This is a genomic window from Desulfurobacterium pacificum, from assembly GCF_900182835.1.
Classification (GTDB): Bacteria; Aquificota; Aquificia; order Desulfurobacteriales; family Desulfurobacteriaceae; genus Desulfurobacterium_B; species Desulfurobacterium_B pacificum.
Map to the genome: position 1 here is coordinate 464220 of NZ_FXUB01000001.1, position 23263 is coordinate 487482.

11 protein-coding genes are annotated in these 23263 nt (G+C 40.1%); 4 read left to right on the forward strand and 7 right to left on the reverse strand.

Annotated features, from left to right (window positions below; genetic code table 11):
* Positions 1 to 297 (forward strand): nucleotidyltransferase domain-containing protein, encoded by a 297-nt coding sequence (locus QOL23_RS02335; protein ID WP_283399976.1) that lies wholly within the window; start codon positions 1 to 3, stop codon positions 295 to 297.
* Positions 294 to 740: a hypothetical protein gene (locus tag QOL23_RS02340; protein ID WP_283399977.1), complete on the forward strand. Its 447-nt coding sequence runs from the start codon at positions 294 to 296 to the stop codon at positions 738 to 740. Before QOL23_RS02335 ends, QOL23_RS02340 begins: the two co-directional genes overlap by 4 nt.
* Here QOL23_RS02340 and QOL23_RS02345 read toward each other — a convergent pair.
* From QOL23_RS02345 to QOL23_RS02365, 5 genes are read right to left on the reverse strand one after another with little or no spacing between them, the layout of a single operon-like run.
* Positions 737 to 1024, reverse strand: coding sequence for a DUF503 domain-containing protein (locus QOL23_RS02345; protein ID WP_283399978.1), 288 nt, complete (start codon positions 1022 to 1024; stop codon positions 737 to 739). The two genes, QOL23_RS02340 and QOL23_RS02345, sit on opposite strands and share 4 nt — an antisense overlap.
* A 9-nt stretch (positions 1025 to 1033) precedes the next feature.
* Positions 1034 to 1435: a hypothetical protein gene (locus QOL23_RS02350; RefSeq protein ID WP_283399979.1), complete on the reverse strand. Its 402-nt coding sequence runs from the start codon at positions 1433 to 1435 to the stop codon at positions 1034 to 1036.
* Position 1436: 1 nt separating this feature from the next.
* Positions 1437 to 2348, reverse strand: a complete 912-nt coding sequence (locus QOL23_RS02355; RefSeq protein WP_283399980.1) for a lysylphosphatidylglycerol synthase transmembrane domain-containing protein — start codon at positions 2346 to 2348, stop codon at positions 1437 to 1439.
* Complete coding sequence (locus QOL23_RS02360) at positions 2335 to 3300, reverse strand: glycosyltransferase family 2 protein (protein WP_283399981.1); 966 nt, start codon at positions 3298 to 3300, stop codon at positions 2335 to 2337. Before QOL23_RS02360 ends, QOL23_RS02355 begins: the two co-directional genes overlap by 14 nt.
* Entirely contained in the window at positions 3288 to 4841 is a 1554-nt protein-coding gene (locus QOL23_RS02365) for an ArnT family glycosyltransferase (protein ID WP_283399982.1), read from the reverse strand. The genes QOL23_RS02360 and QOL23_RS02365 overlap by 13 nt, the downstream gene beginning before the upstream one ends.
* A gap of 94 nt (positions 4842 to 4935) precedes the next feature.
* On the opposite strand from QOL23_RS02365, the gene QOL23_RS02370 reads away from it, so the two are divergent.
* Both QOL23_RS02370 and QOL23_RS02375 read left to right on the forward strand, forming a co-directional pair.
* Complete coding sequence (locus QOL23_RS02370; RefSeq protein WP_283399983.1) at positions 4936 to 5190, forward strand: hypothetical protein; 255 nt, start codon at positions 4936 to 4938, stop codon at positions 5188 to 5190.
* The gene (locus QOL23_RS02375; protein WP_283399984.1) at positions 5168 to 6745 is read left to right on the forward strand and encodes an ArnT family glycosyltransferase; all 1578 of its coding nucleotides are present in this window, start codon (positions 5168 to 5170) and stop codon (positions 6743 to 6745) included. The genes QOL23_RS02370 and QOL23_RS02375 overlap by 23 nt, the downstream gene beginning before the upstream one ends.
* Here QOL23_RS02375 and QOL23_RS02380 read toward each other — a convergent pair.
* Together QOL23_RS02380 and QOL23_RS02385 are read right to left on the reverse strand one after the other, a co-directional pair.
* On the reverse strand, positions 6673 to 7482 hold the full coding sequence (locus QOL23_RS02380) for an NAD-dependent deacylase (RefSeq protein ID WP_283399985.1): 810 nt from the start codon (positions 7480 to 7482) through the stop codon (positions 6673 to 6675). The two genes, QOL23_RS02375 and QOL23_RS02380, sit on opposite strands and share 73 nt — an antisense overlap.
* Positions 7482 to 23252, reverse strand: a complete 15771-nt coding sequence (locus QOL23_RS02385) for a two-partner secretion domain-containing protein (protein ID WP_283399986.1) — start codon at positions 23250 to 23252, stop codon at positions 7482 to 7484. Before QOL23_RS02385 ends, QOL23_RS02380 begins: the two co-directional genes overlap by 1 nt.
* Positions 23253 to 23263 lie beyond the last annotated feature (11 nt).

A 23263-nucleotide genomic window follows, 5' to 3' on the forward strand; every position in this document is an offset into this window, starting at 1 on the left:
ATGGAAAAGCCTGTAAGACTGAACAAAGATGAAATTAGAGTAATAAAGGAAACGGTTCTACACTTTGACCCGGAAGCTGAAATTATTCTATTCGGAAGTAGAACAGACTTATCAAAAAAAGGCGGTGACATAGATTTACTAATCGTATCTTCTAAAATTAAACACAGAGAACGAAGGAAAATACGTGTAGAACTCTTTAAAAAGTTAGGAGATAGAAAAATAGACATTGTTACAACGGAAAACCCTTCAAAAAGTGCATTTACAGCGTTAGCATACAAATACGGAGTAAAACTATGACATTAGAAGAAAGAAAAAAACTTTTCTGCGAAAGCTGGAAGCAGTTCAAGCAAAACCTCAAGCTTCTTAAAACTTCTATAGAGAGAATAAAAAACCTTGACAAACTTGATGAAATTCAAAGAGGAGAAGCTATAGAAGCCTTTTTAAGCAGATACTCACGAACAGTTGACCTTTTAATAAACAGAGTCCTAAGAGGATTAGACATCCTTGAAATGGAAGACACCTCAAAAAAACTTGACATAGTCATAAGAGCGGAAAAAAGAGGGTTCATCAAAGACTTCAACGTCTTAATAGAAATGAAGGACCTACGAAACGAATTAGCCCACGAGTACGTTCAGGAAAGATTAGAAGCCAGAATAGAAGAAGCTCTTCAATACAGCCTGGAAATTTTCATAATAGCAGAAAAAATAGAAAAGTATCTAAAAGAAAATCGCTACTGCTAGATAAATTCCTTGTAATATCTCGCCAGATTTCCGGGTACAATTTCCTCAACAAAAGAGATAACGCTTTCAAGCGTAGCGTCAACAATTTTCTGGCTCGTTCCAGCAGAAACGCAAACTATCACAGAACTCTGCCACTTATCATGGTCACCTGCTTCGGTAACAGAAACGTTAAACTTCTTTTTGATTCGCTCAACTACCCGTTTAACAACAGCCCTTTTCTCTTTCAAAGAGTGTGCCTGAGGAATAAAAAGGTGAAGCTCCAAAACACCTATCACAACACCCATCTAACCCTCTCAGGAAAGGAAAACTTTATTCCACTCCTGACGGATAGAATCCCTTATATCCATGTAGTCTTTTCCTTCTTCCATAGCTTTCTCTATCGCCGGCGAAAACACTTTGTAGTAAAAATCCTCCCCCATCCTCCTTATTATCTTCTCATCAAACTCCGGCGCAGAAGCTATTTTTTCCCACCACTTTTCCTTCGTCTTACCCTCAACATAAGCCTTGGTAGCACCTTTATACTTCAATCTGTGCCCGTAAAACTTTCTTGCAGCCACAACTTTAGCAACGGCAAGCCCGTAAGCTTTAGCATCGTCGTCCGAAAAACCATACTCTTTCTTTGCTTTAAGCCTGTTCCACTCAGCAAAAACGTCAAATCGCCTGATAGGTGCAAGCGGTTTTATCTCTTCACTCATGCTACACCTCGTAAAAACCTTTAGAGCGGCGTCTCATCAGATAAATCCACCCCAGAGCTGCCAGTATCCCCGACATTAAAAGTAATATCAAATGGAAGTAAAAAGCAACCGTCAGAGCGTAAGAAGTATTCACGCCGAGTAGTTTAAAACCGCCCACCATACCAGCTTCGTAAGTTCCAAAACCTGCAAAGCTGTGAATCGGTAGAATCGTCGTCAGCTCCCCAAAAGTAGAAACGAAAACGGTTTGAAAGAAAGAGAGGTTTAAATCACCCCCCTTTATAATAAAGTAAAAAGAAGCAAACTTAGTAAACCACGTAAGCAGAGAATAAAGGAAAAGACGAACAATTTTCCTGAAAGAAATAAAAGTGCTTGCAAAAGTTACAATAGCCGCAATAACGGAAAACCTTAACTTTAAGCGATTTAAAACTTTCACTACCAACCAAAACCCAAGAAACAACAAAACCACGATTAAAAAAGAAAGCCATATTAACTCTTTATTTTGAAAAGCCACCGCAAACACCGAAACGGTAAAAATGGCAGACAAAGATAAAAGGTCTAAAAACCTAACAAACAACAAAGCCGTTGAAGAAGCGTGAACCTCAACACCGAAAAGCTTTTTCAGAATTATAGGAAACGAAGCTTCACCAGAGCGAAACGGAAGAACGTTGTTAAAGAACGTGTGAACGCTCATAACTGCCATCATGTCAGAAACGGAAATAGAAGAAAAAATCACCGAAAACCTTAAAGCTCTAAAGTAGTAAGTCAACGCATAAAGTATCAGAGAAACGGCAACAAACCTTAAATCAAGGTTCTCAAAAATTTCCGGCAATCTACTGAAAACGCCGTAGCGCCACAGAAAGAAGAAAAATACAACTAAAATTAGAACAGGAACGAAATATTTACTTCTCTTCAACGTTTACAGTTCTCCCCACAACGTAAGGCGTTTTATTCTGCGACTCGTAATAGATTCTCATCAGGATTTCACTTATTATTCCAGTAGTGAACATCTGCAAACCGGAAAGTATAAAGAGAACGGAAATAATAAGAAGTGGCCTCCCGCCAATGGAATGCCCTAACAGCTTTAATCCTAATAAATAAAGGAAAGAAACACTGCCTATAAGTAGCAAGATTAATCCCAATATTCCAAAAAAGTGAATGGGTTTCTGCATAAACTTCTTCAAGAACCAGATAAAAATAAGGTCAACAATAACTTTAAAGGTCCTTGAAATCCCGTATTTAGACTTTCCGTAAATCCTCGGATGGTGCTTTACCGGAATTTCTATTATCTTAGAAGTAGAAGTTACCGTCGAAGCTAAAGCAGGAATAAACCTGTGAAGTTCACCGTATAAGCGTACTTTTTTTATTACATCACTTCTATAAGCCTTCAAAGTGCAGCCGTAATCATGAATTCTGACGCCGGTAATTTTACCTATAAGCCAGTTGGCTATTTTAGACGGCAACTTCCGTGAAATTGCAGCATCTTTTCTGTTCTTTCTCCAGCCGCTAACAACATCATAACCTTCCTCTATTTTCTCAAGTAACCTTGGTATGTCTTCAGGGTCGTTCTGCAAATCTCCGTCCATAGTGATAATCACATCACCTGTCGCAAAATCCATTCCAGCCATCATCGCAGAAGTTTGTCCAAAGTTCCTCGCAAACTCAATAACCTTAACTTTCTTATCTTTAGAAGCAATCTCCTCAAGTATTTCTCTCGTTCTATCGGTGCTTCCATCATCAACAAATATGATTTCGTAACCAATACCAAGGTTATCAAGAACTTTCTTTAGCTTATCGTAAAGGATAGGAACGTTTTCTTCCTCATTAAAAACAGGAATTACGATAGAAACTTTTTTTACTTTTTCCATTCTCCACTCCTGTCAGCGTTGGAAATAATAACTAAAGAATGCTTCGTAATTAATTCTTTTCTTTTATCAATAATTCTATACGGTGCGTGCAGCCTGCTTAACCTGTTCTCTCTCGTAACTATGTAAACAGGCGTATTGCTTCTCAGCAACTTTTCTGCCTCTTTAAATCCTATACTTTTAAGCTGACCGCTCCTGAATCTGTAAACGATTTCAGGACTTTCGTAATTAAGGAAATAAAACTTACAGTTCTTGCACTTCAAAGCTATCTGCCTCAACTCTTCTCCTATTACAGGCTTTGCTCTCAGCGGTTGAAGAACAGGCAGGGTAACCCACTTAAAGAACAACATACCTAAAATAAAAGAAGTCGTTATAGGTTTTAAGTAATCTCTCTTCCACACTGCGTAGATAACGCCAGCTAACGGCGGAATAAGGAAAACTGCCCCAAGCAAATTCCAGTGTTTGTAAACAAAAAATCCAACCCCAGCAACAAACAGCACAAAAAACACAAAAAGCGTCAGCAACGCCGGAATTAAAGACCTCTCCTTCTTTAAATACCAGGTAACTATAACGGCAAAAGCAGGAAAAGACGGCAGCAAGTAGTGCGCCAATTTCGTATGTGCTATCTGGAAGAAGAGAAAAACGCCGAAAAACCAGCAAAAAGCAAACAGTAACAGGTCGTCGGTAAAAATCTCCTTATCTTTCCATGCCCTGTAAACGGCGAACAAAAAGAAGAAAGAAAACGGCAGATAAAGCCAGAAGTAGTTGGCAAAGTAATACCACCATTCTGTCGGATGCCCCGGCACCTTACCAAAAAACCGGTGAAAGTTATGAAAAACTATGAAATCCCTGAAAAACTCGTAACCGTGTTTATAAAAAATCGCCCCATACCAGGGCAGAACAACGGCAAAGTAAATCAAAAACCCGGAAAACCACGGAATTTCTTTTAACGTTTTAATCAGGTCGCGCCTGAAAATCAAGTAAACAACAGCTATAAATCCAGGCAAAACCAGACCAACAGGTCCTTTAGTCAGTGTCGCAAAACCGCTAAACAAAAACGCCAGCAAATAAAACTTTTTTGATTTCTGGTGATAACCCTCGTAAAACGCAACAAGCGAAGCAGATATGAAGAACGTCAAAACGATGTCCGGCATGGCAACTGAAGACATAATAATGAAATCAAGAAGAGACAGCAAAACCAGAGAAGACCAAAAAGCAAAATCCTCGTCCTTCCTCCTGACAAGCCACAGATACAGCAGCAAAATCGTCAAAACGCCAAAAATAGAAACGAAAAACCTTCCACCGAACTCGTTAACGCCAAAAATCTTATAACCGGCAACAATTATCCAGTAAATCAAAATAGGTTTATCAAAGCGATATTCGTAATTGTAGTAGGGCGTTATATAATCACCGCTGACGACCATTTCTCGTGCAGCTTCAAGATACTTCGGCTCATCCTTATCAAAAGCGGTGTAAAGACCGTTAGGCAACACCAGAAGAATTAAAGAAAGTAAAACAAGAATCCACAAACGCCTGCTTTTCATTGTCTAAAACCCTTAAAAGTTACAAATTTCCTGTGAGAGTTTACCACGCAAACTGCGACTTTACAATTAAAGTATAATACCCGCGGAGAGGAGAATGGAAAGCTACAAAAAGCTACTAAAGTGTTCTACCTGCGGAAACGTAGGAGAATTTGAGTACATAGGCTCAAGAGATGTGAACAAAACTGGCGACGTTGCCGACATCATAGGAAGTAAAAGTATGTGGATTAGTTATTTTAAATGTCCCAACTGTGGAAGCATTGAAGTTGACTTTCATCCCGTCGGTGAAGAACCGGACATTCCGGCAGAGTTTTTCAGAGAGGTAGGCAGTGACGGAAAAGAAAACCCTTAAATACACACTGATTCTTTTATTCTTTTCTCTATTTGCGAATTTAGGCACATTCACGCTCCACCATGAAGAGCCAAGAAGAGGCATAATAACCTTTGAAATGCTGAAAAGCGGCAATTTCCTTCAACCTACCGTTTTAGGAGAGCCCTATTTTAAAAAGCCACCTTTTCACGAATGGATAACATCCATAACCTCGTTCATCGCAGGGCACGTTTCCGAATTCACCCTCCGCTTTCCTTCTGTCTTAGCAGTTTTGTTAACCTCCCTTCTAATCTACCTATTTGGAAAAAGATTTTTAGATAAAAAAACCGCCATTTTCGGCGCTCTGATATATCCAACTTTCTTTGTAGTTCTCTTCGGATACTCTACAAAGTGTGAACCGGACGTTCTTTTTTCTCTGATGGTTACTCTATCCATCTTTTCGTGGTTCTACTTCCTGAAAAACGAAAAAGTCCTGACAGCATGGATTTCAGGATACTTTTTTATATCGTTAGCATTGCTAACTAAAGGGCTTCCAGCAATTCACTTCTTCTATATCTTCATCTTCTCTTACGCTATTATCTGGCGAAAAGAAATTAAAAAAATCCTCACCCCTCTCCACCTCTTAGGCGCAATTATAGGTTTAATACCTTTCACAGCGTGGCTTTTCGCCGTCAACACCAAAAAGGCACTGCTCACGCTGGTATATGAAGTTATCGCCAGAGCCCCCGAACACCACTCAATAACCTTTACAATTAAAAGATATCTATCTTTCCCATTGAGACTGATAGCAGCAACTGTTCCCTGGTCGTTGATAATCATCTACTACTGCCTTAAGAAGAAAATCCCCGTCAAACTCCTTTTTGAAAACGAAACAGTAAAGTTCCTGTTACTTTCATCACTTTTAAACATAGCCGTTTACTGGATTTTCCCCGGAAGCAGGTTGAGATACATAATACCGGCACTTCCAATGCTATCCTTAGTTATAGCCTACGCCCTCAAAGAGCAGGTTATACTTCATAAAAGAGCGAAAAAATCTTTCCAGTTCTTCCTTGAGATTTCCGTTCCAGTCCTTATAGTCGCAGGAGTTATAATTTCCCACAATTCCTCTTTAATTCTCAAAGAAACAATAGCCTTTTTAGCTTTTTCTTACTTTCTCTATTTCTACGTCCTGCCAAAAATCAACTTTACCAACCTGATAACCTTTACATTTTTATTTATGGTTCTTCTAAGAGCAATTTACAGTTGTTACTACATACCGATAGCTCAACTCAAATATCCGCCTTATAGAGCAGAAGGCAAGAAAGTCGCAGAAATAACAAAAGACTTCTCTCTATTCACCAAAACAAAATATCTGCAGTTCTGCTTCTATGTAGAAACATTTAGAGACAAAATCTTAAAGTTCACCAAACATCCACCCAAAAACTCTCTGTTCCTGTCTGAAAAGCCGGAAGCCAACGTTCTATACACTGCTAAAGTAGGAAAGAAAACGTTTTACGTATGCTCTTATTCTGTTAAAGAGCTTAAAATTCCCGGCAAAACTTCAGAAGCAGAAGCGCGAAAGACAAAATCACAGTAAGGTGAAAGCGGCGTTTCCTCTGGATTCACTTCAACTAAAACGGCACCGTGCCTTTTAGCTATCAACGGAATAGACGCAGCAGGCTGAACCACCGCTGAAGTTCCAACAGAGAAAAACACATCACTCTTTTCTGCAAAAGCAAAAGCCCTCTCCAGCGCATCTTCAGGAAGGCTCTCTCCAAACCAGACAACGCCAGGCCCAACGATACTGCCGCAAATCGGACAGACAGGTAGCTCTTCTTCCTTCAAGCCATTTAAAACCACCTTTTTAAATTCCTCTTCACTCATTTTTTCAAGCCTTTTTCTGTCAGCCAACGCAAATAATTCCGAAAATTCCTCTTCTTCAAAAACCTTTCCACAATCCCTGCACTTACCCTCAAAAATGTTACCGTGAAGCTCCACCAGGTTTTTAGAACCAGCCAGCCTGTGAAGTCCATCAACGTTTTGAGTTATAAGCAAAAAGGCAGGAAACAAGTTTTCCATTTCAGCAAGAGAAAGATGCCCGGCATTAGGCTTTGCTTTAGAAATCAGCCACATCCTCCACAAATACCACTGCCACACCTTTAAAGGATTACCCCTGAAAGCATCTAAAGTAGCAAGGTCAACAGGGTCATACTTGTTCCACAGACCGTCTTTGCCCCTGAACGTAGGAATACCGCTTTCAGCACTAATGCCGGCGCCGGTAAGAACGCCAACACTTCTGGCGTTTTTAAGAATTTCTAAAATTTCATCTGCCATCACTGCTCGAGGGAAATGAGGGGATTTTCCTCCTGTATAAGGTTATTCGGATTAACGTAGAATCTGAATATTCCTTCATCTATCTTGTCCGTTGCCTGACGGAACTTAAAGTTCTTCATTCTGGGGAAAAACTTAAATATCTCATTAACGGTATTGGAAACCTCTGTATCTATACCGTAGAAGAAGTTATCCTGAGGCAATCCACCGTTAGAAACGTTATTCAGGAAGACAAGCCCAGGTGGAATATTCTCCACATTCAAGAACATCGGATTGGTATATCCATTTATATAAGCCGAAATACCGTAATAATCATCTTTACCATAAACCCTCAACGACAACGAACCTTTTATATCCACGTTAACAGGATAAAACGGTAAACCTATATATTTACCAGCAACAAACAGAGAATCCTTATCCGCTTTAACCAGACCTTCACCCATTATATAACCATCCGGAACTATCAGAGAAACACCGCCCTTTTTAGCTTCAATAAGAGAATTAATAAACATATCACCGTTTATCACTTTAAGGTATATATCACCCTCTCCCGCCACAACATCATTCACGTTTAATGTTCCATCGTTGTCTATATATATACCACCATAAAGAGTAGAAGCCTCCAATCTGGAAGTCTTCAGGTCAAGAGCATCTGAAGGCCTGCCTATACCAGAATCCGCCTTAAGAGTCACAGAAGGTGAAATAATATCGTAGTCATAAGGAACTTCATTTCCATCCGAATCATAAATACCACCCCCCGCTTCTACAAAAGCGAAGTTACCGGCATTTACGCTGGAAAGAATAGAATCACCTTTTACATTTATCATCACTGAATCTGAAGCGTTAACGCTCACTCCTGATTCCTGAACGAAATTACCATCACCTTCAATCGTCACATTGCCATCAATCGCATAAATCTTACCCACCTCCTGCTCAACATCACCTGCAGAACGAACGTTAACTCCCTTACCGCCTATAATAAACGTGGAAATCGTCGCATATCCTCCTGCTGAAATATTTACATCATCCCCGGCATAGACTCCTTCACCCTTCAACGATACATTTCCATTATAGGAAGAAAGGTTAATTTCACCGGTAATTGTTTTATAAACAGCTTCCTCCACCTCAGATAGCATCTGTTCTCTGTCCAATGAACCCGGAACATCTGCAAAATCAGATAGCATATCTTCAGTAACTACCCCACCAGCTGAACCCATCAATCCATCTACATCCACATCACCTGTAGAATTCCACGAGATGAGTTTCCCAGAAACGTAATAACCTGACAGCGAAGCACTTCCACCAGAATAACCTTTAATGGAGTCCAGAGCCACTACTGTAGCGTTATCCAGCGATATAAAATCAGCACTCGTCTCAACATTTACATTACTACCAGATAGAACTCCGCTCACAACCCCGTTCCTGCCGGAAACGTTTATATCTCCCGTGGTTAAAACAGCACCATCAACAGTAAAATCTCTGGAAGATACAGAAATACCAGTAACGAGATTATCAGGCATGGGAATATTGTTAATGACATCTTTAATGAAATCAGGTAACTGTTCCATATAACCTGAGAAGATATCTTCAACTTTTCCATAAGATTCAACTATACCTAACCTGGAAACGTAAAAATCGCCACCACTGTTAATAGTTATTAAACCATTACTTCCTGCAATTCCCTCTATGCTGGCGTTCCCACCAGATACAAGTGTCAGGCTGTTAATTCCGTAAACGCCTCCCTGTATATCAATATTTCCAGTGGAATTCACACTAATAGACTCACCACCTGTAAATCCTGTAACTTCTACTGAAGAACCGGCTATTGACGTTTTATTGGCAGAAAGTGTTAATCCATTCAACTCAACAGATTTCCCTGTATAACTAACATCACTTTCTGAATAAGTGATGGCTTTCTTATCCTGAATTAAATCTCCAGATGCCACAACGTTTACTTTACCGCCAAGAACGGTTGAATACAAATAAACGTTACCATCAGCGTTAATATCCACCTTCCCGTCAGTATCCAGCAGAGCCTTAACATTTACATCTTTCCCTGCAACAAAGTTAATCTGCGAAGGTGAAACAACAGGCGTTTGAGGAAGCGGCAAATCTATAGAACCATCTGGAATATCAAAATTCTCAACAATGTCCGTAATACTGTTAACGGGTATTGTTTGAGAAGGAATATACTGTTCGAGATTGTTGTCAAACACAAATGATCGAACATCCGCGTAGTAAGGACTTTCCCTTACAGTCTGCTCAAAGTAGTTATAATAACCGTTCCATACATTTTCGGTCTCAGAAACTGCACTTTCAAACTTATCGTTCACATAAGAAAGAGCATCCAGTAACAACTGTTTATCGTTACTCTCTTCCTCAGCAAACTCAACAAGGTTCTTAACAAATTGAACATCAGGAATCGTTACCTTAGCAGCACTGCCAGAATGCACGTAGCCTGGATTTAAAACGTTAATATTGCCACCTGCATTTACATTCACCGAACCTTTACCGTTAATCCAGGCAGCGCTGGTAAAATCACCACCAGAATTAACAGTTATATCACCAAGTGAATAAACAGAAGTATAATTATCAAAGTTTACATCTCCAGCAGCAGAAATGTTTACCTGCCTCTCTCCTGCAATACTATTTACAGAACCACTGCTTGTATAAAGGTTAAACGAACCGGCACCGGTTACTACCCTAATTTCACCACCTTCACTTGCCAAAGAACCATCAATATCAACATCTTTTTGAGCCTCTACATCAAGGAGGGAATATCCTTCAATTTCTCCACCGTTCAGAACAGATAGAGAACCTTCATCCGACTTAACGTAGGTAAATTCTGCTCCTGCAAAGGAAGAATCAAACTTTATGTCTCCACTGGCATGAATATTCAAAACATTGCCCGAATCAATGTAACTTCCGTTTTCTTCACTGAAAGATGAAAGCCCATCAATCGTAACGTTATCAGTGTATGCAGTTATTCTTCCACCCGACATAACAAGAGAAGAATTTCCATCACCGATAATATTAAGCTCACCGGCACTCCCCACTTTACCGGTTACCTGAATATCACCGCTAGACTTAAGAAGAAGCCAGTCTGAACTATAAACGGAACCTTCTATATCCAGATTACCCTGCGTCTGTAAAGAAAGATATCCGGAAGTAGAAGCCAATCTACCATCAGATGATATATTAGTATTACCTTCAACATTAAAATCTACAATCCCTGCTAACACATTCCCCGAAACGCTTAAATCACCTTCAGATGTCAGATAGAAATCACCCTTAACCGAGCTATCCTTCAGAACGGTATTTCCATCATTAGTAATATTGACATCACCTGAAGAAAATACTTCTAAATCACCAGACCCCAAACTCAGATTAAGCGCCTTATCCGAACCACCACTATCTCCAACTCCTGCAGCAGTAATAAGAGCAGAATCCGCCTTAATATCTGCCTCTGTATCCTGACTCCAGTCATGAATGACACCGTTAGGAACTGAAAGCGTCAAATCGCCAGGAGTATATATATACTCAACGTAAAGGTCACCGTTAGGTGCCAGCAGATTAATACCGTTTAAAGCTCTCGCAACAATCGGTGAGCCAGAATCAAGATAGACAGATAAAGGAACATCTGGCGTTCCTATAGCACCATCAGCAGACTCCAAAATAAGACCTTGAGGGGCAGTAATATTAACTATACCGGAAGATGCCAGAATATCACCGTAAACTTTGAGTCTTACCCAGTCATCTTTACTGAACAGGTTGTAAACAGTCATCTTGGAATCAGAACCAAGATAAACGTGACCGGCTGCCACTGCAGTAACCTTACCGTTAGCGTCAACGTCAATATCATCTCTCTGGTGAATAATTATTTCCTTATTATCCGGGTCTATCTTTACATCACCAATTTCAGCTGCTGCAAGAGCCAGATAAACTTTATCCTTTTCATCCTCAGGAATGGAATCCGGATCTGAATAGTTATAGACAATATCCTGCTTATCTATACCTATCGAACCACCCGTAAATATGTATACGTTATTTCCTACAATGTTAGGCGATTCCGTCATATAAACGGTATCTGTAACATCTTTCTTGAAAAGGAATGAAGGCAAAGGATTCTGTAGCTGTCTGTCCGTCCAGGTATTATCAGTTAACAGATTATACTGGTCAGGATCATCGGTCTGAACATTATAGGTAAAGTTCGGATTATAAGGTTCCTGTCCCCATTCATTATAAAGTTTCGTCATTTTATCTTCGTAGTCCTGTATCATATCATCGGTCCAGCCAGCAGCCTTGAGAGCATTTATCTCTTCATCAGACAACTTGAATTCCACTTCCTGATAATCAGAATAAGAATACGTCCCATCAGGATTTACCTTGAGGTTTCTGTAATTCTTCCAGTAATCCTGATATTGCCTTTTCATCATTCTGTTATAAGCTTCTATTTCCTGCTCCTTCAACTCATCAGCTGAATCACCTGTCAATCCAAGCTTATTCCATAACTCCTCTAACTCTGCAATGGTTCTATCGTCTTTCTTTTCGTTAGGATTAGCATCTATAAGATTTCCAAAAGGAACCTCTACATACACATCACCCGAAGTCTTTATTTCATTCAGATAAAGGTCACCTGTAAGTTCTCTTATTTTTACGTCACCGTTTGAAGCCAGAACGGTAAGCGTTCCTCCAGCATCCGCATCAGTATCAACGTTAATAAATTCACCTCCTTCCGCAGACACACTACCAAATTTGGACTCAAGGTAAATATTTTTACCTTTTATAAGAGCACCACTGAGCGATGTTCCAGCAAATGGATCGTAGGTCTCAAAAACAAGATTTTTATCACCAACAATATTTACATCACCTGCAGTCTCTATACTTGAAATCATCGCATTGGTATCAACTGCATACAGGTTAACATCACCCGTGGCAAAAACGGAAACCTCAGGTATTACATAACTTCCAGAAACCAAACTTCCCGTTATTTTAATAGGTGCAGTCTGAGAACCAATGACGTTAGCTCTCAAACTTATTTTCTGACCTTGAATCAACCCTACATTTTTAGAAAGAATCTCTGGTGCAGTAATTTCTGTATTACCTTCAGGATTTCTTATAACACCAGCAATCTCAACGTTGGAAGAACTATAAATGTTCACACTTCCTGTATCATAACCTATGAAGTGTATCTTTATCGGATAATCTGCTTTTACATAGTTAAAGTAATAATCCCTATCCGTTTTCTTTTCAGTAACAGTCCATTTCACTATTGTATGCTTAACTAAAAAATGCCACTCAGTCCATTCATCCACATCAGTATGTTTACTATCCTGTGTTGTAACCCTAACATGTTTATAAGCATAAGGAGATGAACCGTCAAAACTATAAACTCCTAACACCGAACCATTCGGTAGCTCATCATTCGACAGAGTTTTTGTATATTCATTAACTTTCCAGCTCTCTTCGTAATGCGCATCGCTGTAAGAAATAAACCCTAAGAACTTACCATAATCATGCTGATAAACCGTAACTGTTTTTGTTCCTGTTTCAGTTCCTTTCAACCAGTAATAATACAAATTATCCAATGGCTTATACTCAGCTATTCTACCGGTAATAGTTTGCTCGAGTTTTACAGGTTTTGATGAATCAATACCCATATTGTCATAGACTTGAATCGTATCTCCAAGCCGCGTGTATTCAGTTGTTAAATAATATTTACTACTATCAGGATCAAACCAGTTACCATAATTATCTTTACTTTTATCAACTAAAGTAACTTTCCCCTCAATTCCTCCCGTATCCACACCTTCTATAACAACAGGATAATTTGTAAGGTTAGTTATCTGAATTTTCCCGTAACCATCCATTACATTAATCCAACCTTTTTTCGCATTATTACCCGTATTTATAATTTTCCCCGATATAAATACAGTTCCCCCTTGAACACTAACATCAGGAATGTAAATCTTTCCATCCTTTAATTCATAAGAAAGAGTTTTCGCCAATACTGGTTCACCATCATCCATGTCTATCCAAAGTGAGCTCTCTTGAACCTTTATTGCTCCTGAAATCGGATCCGCGTATATGGTTATCTTTCTATCAGGTATTCCACTCTGAATAATCCCATTTATATCAACAATATCAGCATTGATAAAAATATTATTACCAGCTAAAGTATAACCAGAATAAGAATCAATATTACTTAGGCTCGTATTATAAGAAACATACGATGCCTCATTTTCTAAATCACTATCAGTATACGTTCCTGTATTACTCCCTTCTATACTCTGCGCACTATCCGCAGTAGATGAAAATTGCGACTCCGGATCTCCAAGAACAAAGTAAAAAGCATTAGGATTATTAAAAATAAAATTGGCACCCGCATCAAGAGTTATTGTATTAGCAGATATTGGTTCAGTAACAATTATACTCCCTGTCCCTTTTATAGTTACAGAACCACCCATATTAGCAATATAAGTGTTTCCACTATCATCTCCATCCGTCGTTGAATATCCTGCTATCACCGGCGGTGGATATAAATACAATGTTGACCCATCCGACGTCACATACATTTTTCTTTCTGCTTCACTTATTACTGATATAGAAGGCAATGGCGAATTTTCACCATCAGTAACAGAGATATCAGGCCTAACATGAGAAGTATTAACTTTCGCAATATCATCTGAAGAATGAATAGAAGTAGTGTTAAACCTTACATGTCCTCCATGACTCCAAGGGATTATTAGAGAACCAAGTTCTATAGGTAAAGGCGACTTATTAACAACATCAATACTAACATCCCCAGGTGCATTAAGCTTACCATCTCCATAAAGATTATCAGCATTAATATTGATATTACCTGAAGAAGCATAAATAGTCCCGAGTTTTATTATATGAGTAGTTTGCGAAAGTGCTGAATCAGTTAATTCACCTTTAAGTACTTCAATTTCAGTTTCTATATCCTGCGCTGTCTGAGAATCTGCCCCATAGTTTGCTTTTAAATCTTCTAATTCTTGAATTTTATCCTCTATACTCTTCTCTATAGTAAAATCCGTAATAAGACTCCAACTAACTCCATTACTTTCTTCATCAGGATTAAGAGTTTTCACATAGTTACCATCAGCATCATAAACTTTCCAAACTCCATCGTCCTCCACAACTGTATTAGGAACAAGTTTGTAAGCTGTACTGTTAGTAGTTGGATCAACATAGCTCGTAACATAAAAACCAGGGTTAAAATCCTCTCCAAAAGTCACATACTGCTTCCTGTATAGTCCCGTCTGCAATTCTCCATCCACGTAAACATCACCTTCACCAGCCGTATAACTCGTTCCTGCAGTATATTCCTCAGAACCATCATCATCACCAAACCACTCTTTAATTTCTTCCAGAGCTTTCTTATAGAGATCAATGGCTCTACCATAACCGTAAGCGTAAAGGTCACCCTTTGTAGCGGTTATATCTATATCATAGCCAGTCTCAACGGTGGCACCACCATCTATCTTCACAGTAGCATATCTGATTGAAGACGCTGTAGCATCAGGCGACCCTTCAAACGGAACCAGAGCCTTGTTATATATGTCAGTATAAGCCTTTGTTTTCAAATAACCCACAGCATTATCGTCAGCACCCGCCAAAATGGTCACTTTATGAGAAGCCTTTACAACAGCATTATCTTTTATTTCTACTATATCATTTGCTTTTATAGTAGATGAAGAACTACCATCAGCGTAACTACCACCACCGTAAGTATAAGAAGACGCTTCTACATTACCCTCAGCGTTTGTAACAGAAGCCAGTATCACATTTCCCATTACATCAAAGTTTGCTCCTTCACCAATAGAAACCGTAGAGTAAATGTTGTCAGTAGCGGAAATATCAGCCTCTGAATTAGCCAGGTCAATTAAACCACCACTGCTCAACTTCGCTTTTTCATAGAAATTAAAATCATTTACCGCTTTAATGAGAACATCGTTATCACTAAAGTAATCACCATCCAGTTTAATAAGTACTCCACTACCAACGTTCACTTTAGAACCGGTGTTGGAAACATTAAGATGAGCGTAAGAAGCTGATCCTTCTATAACGCCACCCGAACCCTCAGAAGAATTAGGTGTAATAGTCTGTGGCTGTGAAAGTTTGTTCGTTGCAACAATACTTATTTCAGAGGCTTCAAGGCTACTCCCATCTCCAATTTCAATATCGGAATAACTCTCATCTACACTACCATAAGCATTTGCCCCACTCGCACCGGCTACAGAAGCCTGCGAGCTATCAGCGAAGAAGTTAAAGGTAACACTCTTGTAAGCGTTCATACTTAAAGAATCATGAGAGTATATTGCCACATTGCTATCAGTAGATACGTTCAGAATATCATCCACGTAAACGCTGGCATAGGAAGCATCACCACTTACAACACCTCCACTACCTGCTACAGCCTTAGATTGAACCGTGCTGGTAGTCTGAGCCTTCACATTTACATCACCCTGAGAGTTAACACTACTTCCACTATCAAAATAAATTCCATTCTCACCATTAAAGTCCACTTCCGCTTCAGACTCACCAATTGCCAGCAGTCCTCCTACCCCACCTTCAGCATCAGCATAATCTGAACCTGCCCTCTGGGTAAACAGAGAAAATCCCCCCTCAGTAACCACCTTAGAATCAGTCCCCAACGAAGACTTAACAACAGAACCGTCCGACAGATACCCGTAACTTCCAACCGAGCCGGCCAGAAGCCCGCCACCTACTGAAGGTATTGCATTAGAAGATGCAAAAGAGTCACTCGTAATGGAAGAAGCCTGGTAGAAGTTATCAACATTTACCTGATTTCCAGAACCAATACTTGAAAGAACCTGAGGCGAAAGAGAAATCTGGGATAAGGATTCACCTGCCGTGCAAATCCCCAGATTAACGCCATCAGCCTTCGAATTCAATCCGTAAGTCAGAGTAGCCACCGCATTGTAATCACCAGACGCATAGACTGTATTGGAATATCCCGTATAAACCTTCACATAAGGGTCGTAATCAATTTCAGAATCTGAAGCAACTGCTGATGCCGCACCAACATTCACCGGCAAAGAGTAAACGTTAACAGAATCATCTCTTGAAGCGCTAAAATTCAAAGATTTCACTTTATTGGAAGAACTACCTATATCAACGTTATTCCCGACGTAAGCTGCTGTCTCACCACCAACGTCAACCTCAGATTGCGTAATTCCAGCTACAGCCAATCCTGCACTGGTTCCGATAGACTTAACGTCAACGTTAATACCTTCCGAAGAAGAAAAGTTCAGGTTCACATCACCGCTAATCGAAGCATAATCCCCAATGTAAGACAGACCGTTACCACCTAAATCCACATAGGTAACAGCTGCTCCCAGAGTTATTCCACCACCAGAACCGGCATACGTAACAGCCGTAACGTTATCACTTACATCAGTTTTAACGTCCAGCAGAGAACCAGGAACAGTAAAGCTAACATCTGCACCTGAATCTATATAAGCCTCTGCATTCCCATAATTCTTAATTACATTAACAGTTCCGCCGATGCCAGCAACTCCGAAAGCGCCTCCACCAATTTCAGAATCAACGTTAATACTATTCTTTGCCATCAGAGATAGGTTTCCATGAACAACAACATGAGCGTTTTTACCTATAGATGCCAGAGTCAAATCTTCAAAGGAAGAATCTTCAGATAGGTCATCAGAAACGCTATCATCTGACGTATCAGAAGAGACTTCATTATTAACGTCACTAACGCCAGTATCCAATCTAAAAGGATCAGTTATACTGTTATCAACTCCGCTGCTCGTATCCCCCATTGCTTTATCTTCATTTGAGTCAAAAGAGCTACCCACATGAACGACAGAAACGGTGCCCTGAACTCCCACAAATCCAGCACCCAATCCAATAGCTTTAACGTCAATATCCCTATCAGTATCCGCGCCTATCAATACAGAATTTGCATCAACATTTGTAGAATCTCCTATAAAAGCTGCATTGTAGGAATGAATAGAAACAACGTTTACAGAAGCACCTATAGAAGCACCTGCTGAACCAGCAGCATTACCAACGCCACCTTTTATATTTGTAGTATCCACAGACGAAACGTTCAGATTATTAGCCCAAACATCCGACGTTCTATCACTACTACTACCAATGAATGCCCTCGTATCAGATCCAATAGATATAACGCCAACAGAACCACTAAGCCCCAGATAATCACCAACTGAAACGTTGGCTACCGCATAGTTAATGCTTTTGGTAGCATTAGCACTGACGTTAACGGTCGCCCTTGCAGCAGAAGTCCCAACCTGAGAACCAGCAATAAAAGAATAAGTCTTATTATTAACTTTCACTACACCAACACCACCACCAAGCCCAGCAGGTCCACCAGTAGCAGACAGAGAACCTATAATAGCACCTGGCAAACTACCATCCTGCAGGGAAAACGTATCTTTAGCATTTACGTTCACAACAGGCGAATATAAATAACTGTCCGTTACGTAAGCCTCATTTTCAGACTCGGAAACAATCACCCCTATAGCCCCGGCTATAGATACCTCACCCATAATAGAACCGGCTACTGCCGTCACGAACGGCGTCTCTGCCGTTTCAGAACTTACAGACACGCTGGCAGCTTTAACTCTCGACTGCTCTATATAAGACGTTGTCTTCTCTTTAAAAACAATAGCACCTGCTGCTACCCCTGCACCTGCTGCACCGCCGCTGGTAACAGCCATTGAACCATCCATAACAGACACATCAGAAGAATGCACTGCAGAAACGTCAACCATGGATGCACTTGTAACATCCGAATCATCGATATAACTTTCTACATCGTCTTTGTCGGTATCCACAGAAACCGTTCCACTAAAGCCAAAAAATCCACCCTTCGCCAGCGTTCCCGTAGCAACATACGTCTTCCAGTCTTCTTTGCCTTCAGCTTTTATTCCGATTCCTGTAACGGAATAGCTAAAATCACCTAAATTAACGCTTTCACTGGAAGCCCCGGACACAATAGTAGAATTGTAAGAATAAGCCTTAACAACGTTTGAAACGATATTGGCAGTTCCGGTTCCACCTATACCTACTTCACTACCACCAACTATAGAACCACCGTATATGCTATTTTCACCCTCATAAAAAGACGCCGTTACAAAGCTTCCACTTGAAGTTACATTAGAATTTGAAACGTAAGATTCAACATCATTTTCCTCTTTGTTAATAACTACGTTAAAACCGACGCCCGTTTTGGAAACTGCAACAGAAACGCTAACGTCCGTCACACTGGGATTAGCATAAGAAACCAATCTAACCGAAGTTGCATTTACAGAAGTATCTGATAGATACGAAGAAACAGAATCGCTCAAATCATTATAGGTAAAGGAAGCACCTATACCCACAGCGTTCTTACTTGCAGTTAGAGCACCTGAAACAACAACAGAAGTGCTGTTATCTATAGCCTCTACATCAAGCTCATTAGCTTTCACGCCATCCTTTTTCTTGCCGGCCACGTAAGCAGAAACGTCAACGTTTGAAAGATTAAAGGACGCAGAAGCAGCAGCAAGCAAGTAACTGTCTTTTGCAGCCGAAGCAGAAGCAGTAATACTCAACAAATGCCTATCCGAATTGCTCTCTAAAAATAAACTTCCAGAATCAACATCCGAATCGTTCAGATACGAACTTTCAGTTCCGCTTACATCGTTAATAGAAATCGACGCACCGGCAGCTATTTTAGCGCTCGAAATGTCAACAGCAGCAGAAACTATCCCTGAACTGTCTTTTACGCTTGCAGAAAATGTATTAGAAGTAACTGTAGAATTTGTAGCGTAAGAGAGAAGGTCTTCATTTTTCTTCACTTTAGTAACCGAACCCACAAGTGCACCTGAGTTATCAGAAGAAGCCACAGCGCCACCAGCACCAATGGTAACTGCATGACTCACGTCATCAGAGAACAAACTTAAATCGTCAGCACCTGTAATCGTAGAATTTTCAAGATAACTTTCTGTATCGAGAGACATATAATCAGCCATAAATGCACCGTTAAGTCCTGCACCGTTAGAATCCGTAGAAGTAACCGCTGCAGTCCCACTTATAGCGTAAGAGTCTGTGGAATAGCGCGAATTCAGATATAAATCAGAGCCGCCAGAAGCGACGAAAGACAGATTATCAGTATAGGCTGATGTCTTCGTATTTACCAGATTAACCACACCTGCAAAGACAGCTGCAATTCCCGTCGTAGGCGTCTGCGGTTCATCGCCGAAAAGATTTGGAAGGCTGTAACCATCAAGTGGGTCATCCTCAGCGACGTTAGAAAACTTCGTAGACTGAGTAACTACAGAACCAGCAATCACTATGCCAAGGTTCAAACCATCGTTAGTAGCAGATACAGTTGTATCGCCATCACTAACGTTTAAGACGCCAGATAGATAGCTTTCGGTATCCCTGTTTATATCGTTGATGACGGCAGAAGCACCAATACCAACGCTATGTCCAACGATAATTCCACCTACAACGTTAATAGCCTTATTTTCATCAAAAGCGCTGACAACAACAGCATTGTTACCGGTTATATAATCACCACCAACGTTTAAAATACTTCCTTCTGTAGTGTAGGCTTTCGTTGTTTTATCAATTCCCAGCCAGGAAAAAGAACCGCTTATAGCGTAATTATCTGCTATACCTCCAGCTATTCCTAAATTGAAAGCAAAATCCTTCGAATATGCATTAACCTGTAGCGCCGTAGCATTAACGGTTCCACCAAGTTGAGCAATAGTGGTTTGCTTCATTTCTAAATCGTTATAAGAACCACCAACAGCGCTTTTATCCGTAGGCTTCAACTCACCTGCTAAATCACCAGCAACATTCAGGAAAAACAGATTTTCATAGGCATTAACGTTCACTTTTCCATAGCTATCAACGTTCTGGTTAATTGCAACACCATCATCAACCAGAGCCTTACTCGTCTCATCGAAATGAGCTATATCCACCATTCCAGCTACACCAACAACACTACCACCTGATGTGCTGACAACCAGATTATTAGGAAAAGCATAATTTTCTAAGTAATCAACTGTTTCCCCCACATAATACTTCGTCGCATTGTAGTAGTCTTCAGCTGAAGACAAACTTCCAGAATATTTATCAAAAGTGTCCCTGCCATAACTCATATCTATCTTGGAATCAACATTCAAATCACCCACAGCGTCAAGACTTGAACCGCTGTAAACGTGGGTTTCCACATCATCCTTAATCAGAGCTACAGAAACTGCACCTGCAAAAGAATAATCTTTCTTGGCAGAATCATTATTATTAACACCCGCAGAAGCTCCCATACGTATATTACTTACAGGATAGGTAAGCGTTGAAGAAAGATTCAAATTTCCAGCCGAAGAAACAGAAGCACCGGAAAGAATTTCATCGGTCACAGAAGTATCACTATTAACGTAAGAAAAAGCAGCAGAAAAGCTAAAAGTAGAAGAATTACTTTCAGACTTTGCCGACGGAGAATTTTTAGTCATAAAATTAGTAATCGCATTTGCTGGAAGATAGTATTCGGGCTTCAAATAAGCCGTTTTTCCTGTGCCAGATGAAGAAGATGTGCTAATGGCAAAATTATCAATATTTAAATCGCTCTTAATACTGGCATCACCAGAAGTGGAAACAACATTACCAGATACTGAACTTTCTACAGTGCTTTCAAGCTCAGCTATGGCAACAGAACCACTTAAAGTTCCATCAGCATAAGCATTTCCCACACCCTTAACTTCTACACTTTCCTCACCCTCTGCAGCAATATTAACCGATGAACCTTCTATCAAAGAAGCATCACCCACGGACAGCTTTGAAGTTAAAGACCCCTTACCATAAGCAACGCCTATATAAAAGTTATTACTATCCCTACTTTCATCTACCTTGACTACCGTCTGAGCTTTAGCCGTAAGTTCCTCATTAGCATAAGAATAGATGTTAACAGTTCCAGCAGCCTTTATGTTACCGTTAATCGTAACTTCCGATGAAGGCTCTGAAACAGAATAGGCAACATTACTTACCGGAAGGTATTCTGCAACATAGGCTTTTGCGTGAGCCTGCGATTCAACATCTACGTTTGTTCCTTCTATACTGGCACCCTTTTCTATTATTATCTTGGAAGAAGCCTGAGCTTCCTCTTTAGCACCTCCCGCAAAAGGTACCCCCGAAGAATACGCAAGAAAGTCTAGAGTTACAGTTTCACTCCCTTCCTCTGCATCACTTTCACCAAACGTAGAAATTTCCTCTGCTTTTGAATATAAGTTAACATCACCCCCTTTAAGTAAAGCACCTGACTTAATTGTCAATGAAGTATCGCTACCACCAATAGCATTCAGAGTTATAGTGCCAGACTTATAATCGTTATCAGCAAAGGTAACCAGTGTGGCATTAGTTCCTATCGTTATATTGGGTGCGGTAAATGTTAAATTACCGGAATCACCCACAGAAGGTAAGGAAATTTGTTCAGTAGCATTTGTTGAACCAACATTTCTCGTTGAAATTACAGCACTATCAGAAACAGTTATCGAGTTAGTGGCGTTAACCTCATAATCTCCACCACCTGTAACGTAACTGCCCAAAACAACATCTTCAGGGTCAACAACCACTTTCCCGGGCTTACCATCTTCAGCTGAAACATCAGTTCTTCCTGAAAGATTAACAACACCATTACCGCTTACTTCTACAAACCCTCCTGAAGAGTCTTCCCCCTCACCTTTAGCCTCAATATCAGAGCTATCTTTCAAATCTACTTTTGTCGAGCCAAATATCTCCACACTTCCTGCATTTGAATTTTCAGCACCGCTGGCAAGAATAGAACCACTATTTTTAACACTACTACCTTTTATCGTCACAGAGCCAGATTCTGCACCTGACTCTCCCGAAGAAACATCAATAGAACCACTATTCTCAACTGTTCCACCTTCCAAAACAACTGTGCCACCCTTAACTTCAAGAGATTTTGCCTCTATAATTCCTTCATTATTAACAACAGAAGAAAAAACGTTCTCAGCAGCTTTAGTCGTCAGAATTACATCACCACCATCTGCCTTTATAACTCCTACGTTTAAAACGCTCCCGGAAGAGTTAGAAGAATCCACAGAATAGGTGATTAAACCATCTCCTAAAAAGTCAAACCTGTATTCAGTTCCCGAAGCCAAAATAACCTTGCCGAGCTTCGCATATATAAAGCCTTCATTAGAAACAGAAGGAGCAACGAGCATTACAAAACCGTTATCAGTTAACCTTATTTCACCACGGTTAATCACAGAAGCCAAAGGCTTATTCGCTATTTGCTCAAAATCATAGTTACCATTCAGAAAATCCTCATCCCTTATATCAAGCGTAGTAGCCACAAGTCCGGCAACGTCAACAACGGCACTTTTACCAAAAACTATACCGTTAGGATTAACCAGAAAAACCCTCCCATTCGCTACCAGTTTTCCTAAAATTTCCGAAGGGCTTTGACCAACCACTCTGTTTAGAATAACTGCTGCTGAAGAAGGCTGGTTAAACTTAACTAACTCCTTCTCAGCTATACTAAAAGCGGACCAATTAACAATTGCCTTATCAGTAGCTTGCTTAATCAACATTTCTGTAGTTGAAGGAGTAGTTATCGTAGCCTTACCAGCTACTACCTGTCCATCCTGCGGTAAAGCATAAGCTACCTGTCCCCCCGCTAAAAAAGTAATAGAGGTCGTAAGGAACTTCCTCAAAGAACTTTTTCCATAAGCCATAACATGCCTCA

Excerpts from the sequence above, each read along its gene's own strand:
- QOL23_RS02335 (WP_283399976.1), top strand. The coding sequence starts at position 1 with ATGGAAAAGCCTGTAAGACTGAACAAAGATGAAATTAGAGTAATAAAG.
- QOL23_RS02340 (WP_283399977.1), top strand. The coding sequence starts at position 294 with ATGACATTAGAAGAAAGAAAAAAACTTTTCTGCGAAAGCTGGAAGCAG.
- QOL23_RS02345 (WP_283399978.1), bottom strand. The coding sequence starts at position 1,024 with ATGGGTGTTGTGATAGGTGTTTTGGAGCTTCACCTTTTTATTCCTCAG.
- QOL23_RS02350 (WP_283399979.1), bottom strand. The coding sequence starts at position 1,435 with ATGAGTGAAGAGATAAAACCGCTTGCACCTATCAGGCGATTTGACGTT.
- QOL23_RS02360 (WP_283399981.1), bottom strand. The coding sequence starts at position 3,300 with ATGGAAAAAGTAAAAAAAGTTTCTATCGTAATTCCTGTTTTTAATGAG.
- QOL23_RS02365 (WP_283399982.1), bottom strand. The coding sequence starts at position 4,841 with ATGAAAAGCAGGCGTTTGTGGATTCTTGTTTTACTTTCTTTAATTCTT.
- QOL23_RS02370 (WP_283399983.1), top strand. The coding sequence starts at position 4,936 with ATGGAAAGCTACAAAAAGCTACTAAAGTGTTCTACCTGCGGAAACGTA.
- QOL23_RS02380 (WP_283399985.1), bottom strand. The coding sequence starts at position 7,482 with ATGGCAGATGAAATTTTAGAAATTCTTAAAAACGCCAGAAGTGTTGGC.
- QOL23_RS02385 (WP_283399986.1), bottom strand. The coding sequence starts at position 23,252 with ATGGCTTATGGAAAAAGTTCTTTGAGGAAGTTCCTTACGACCTCTATT.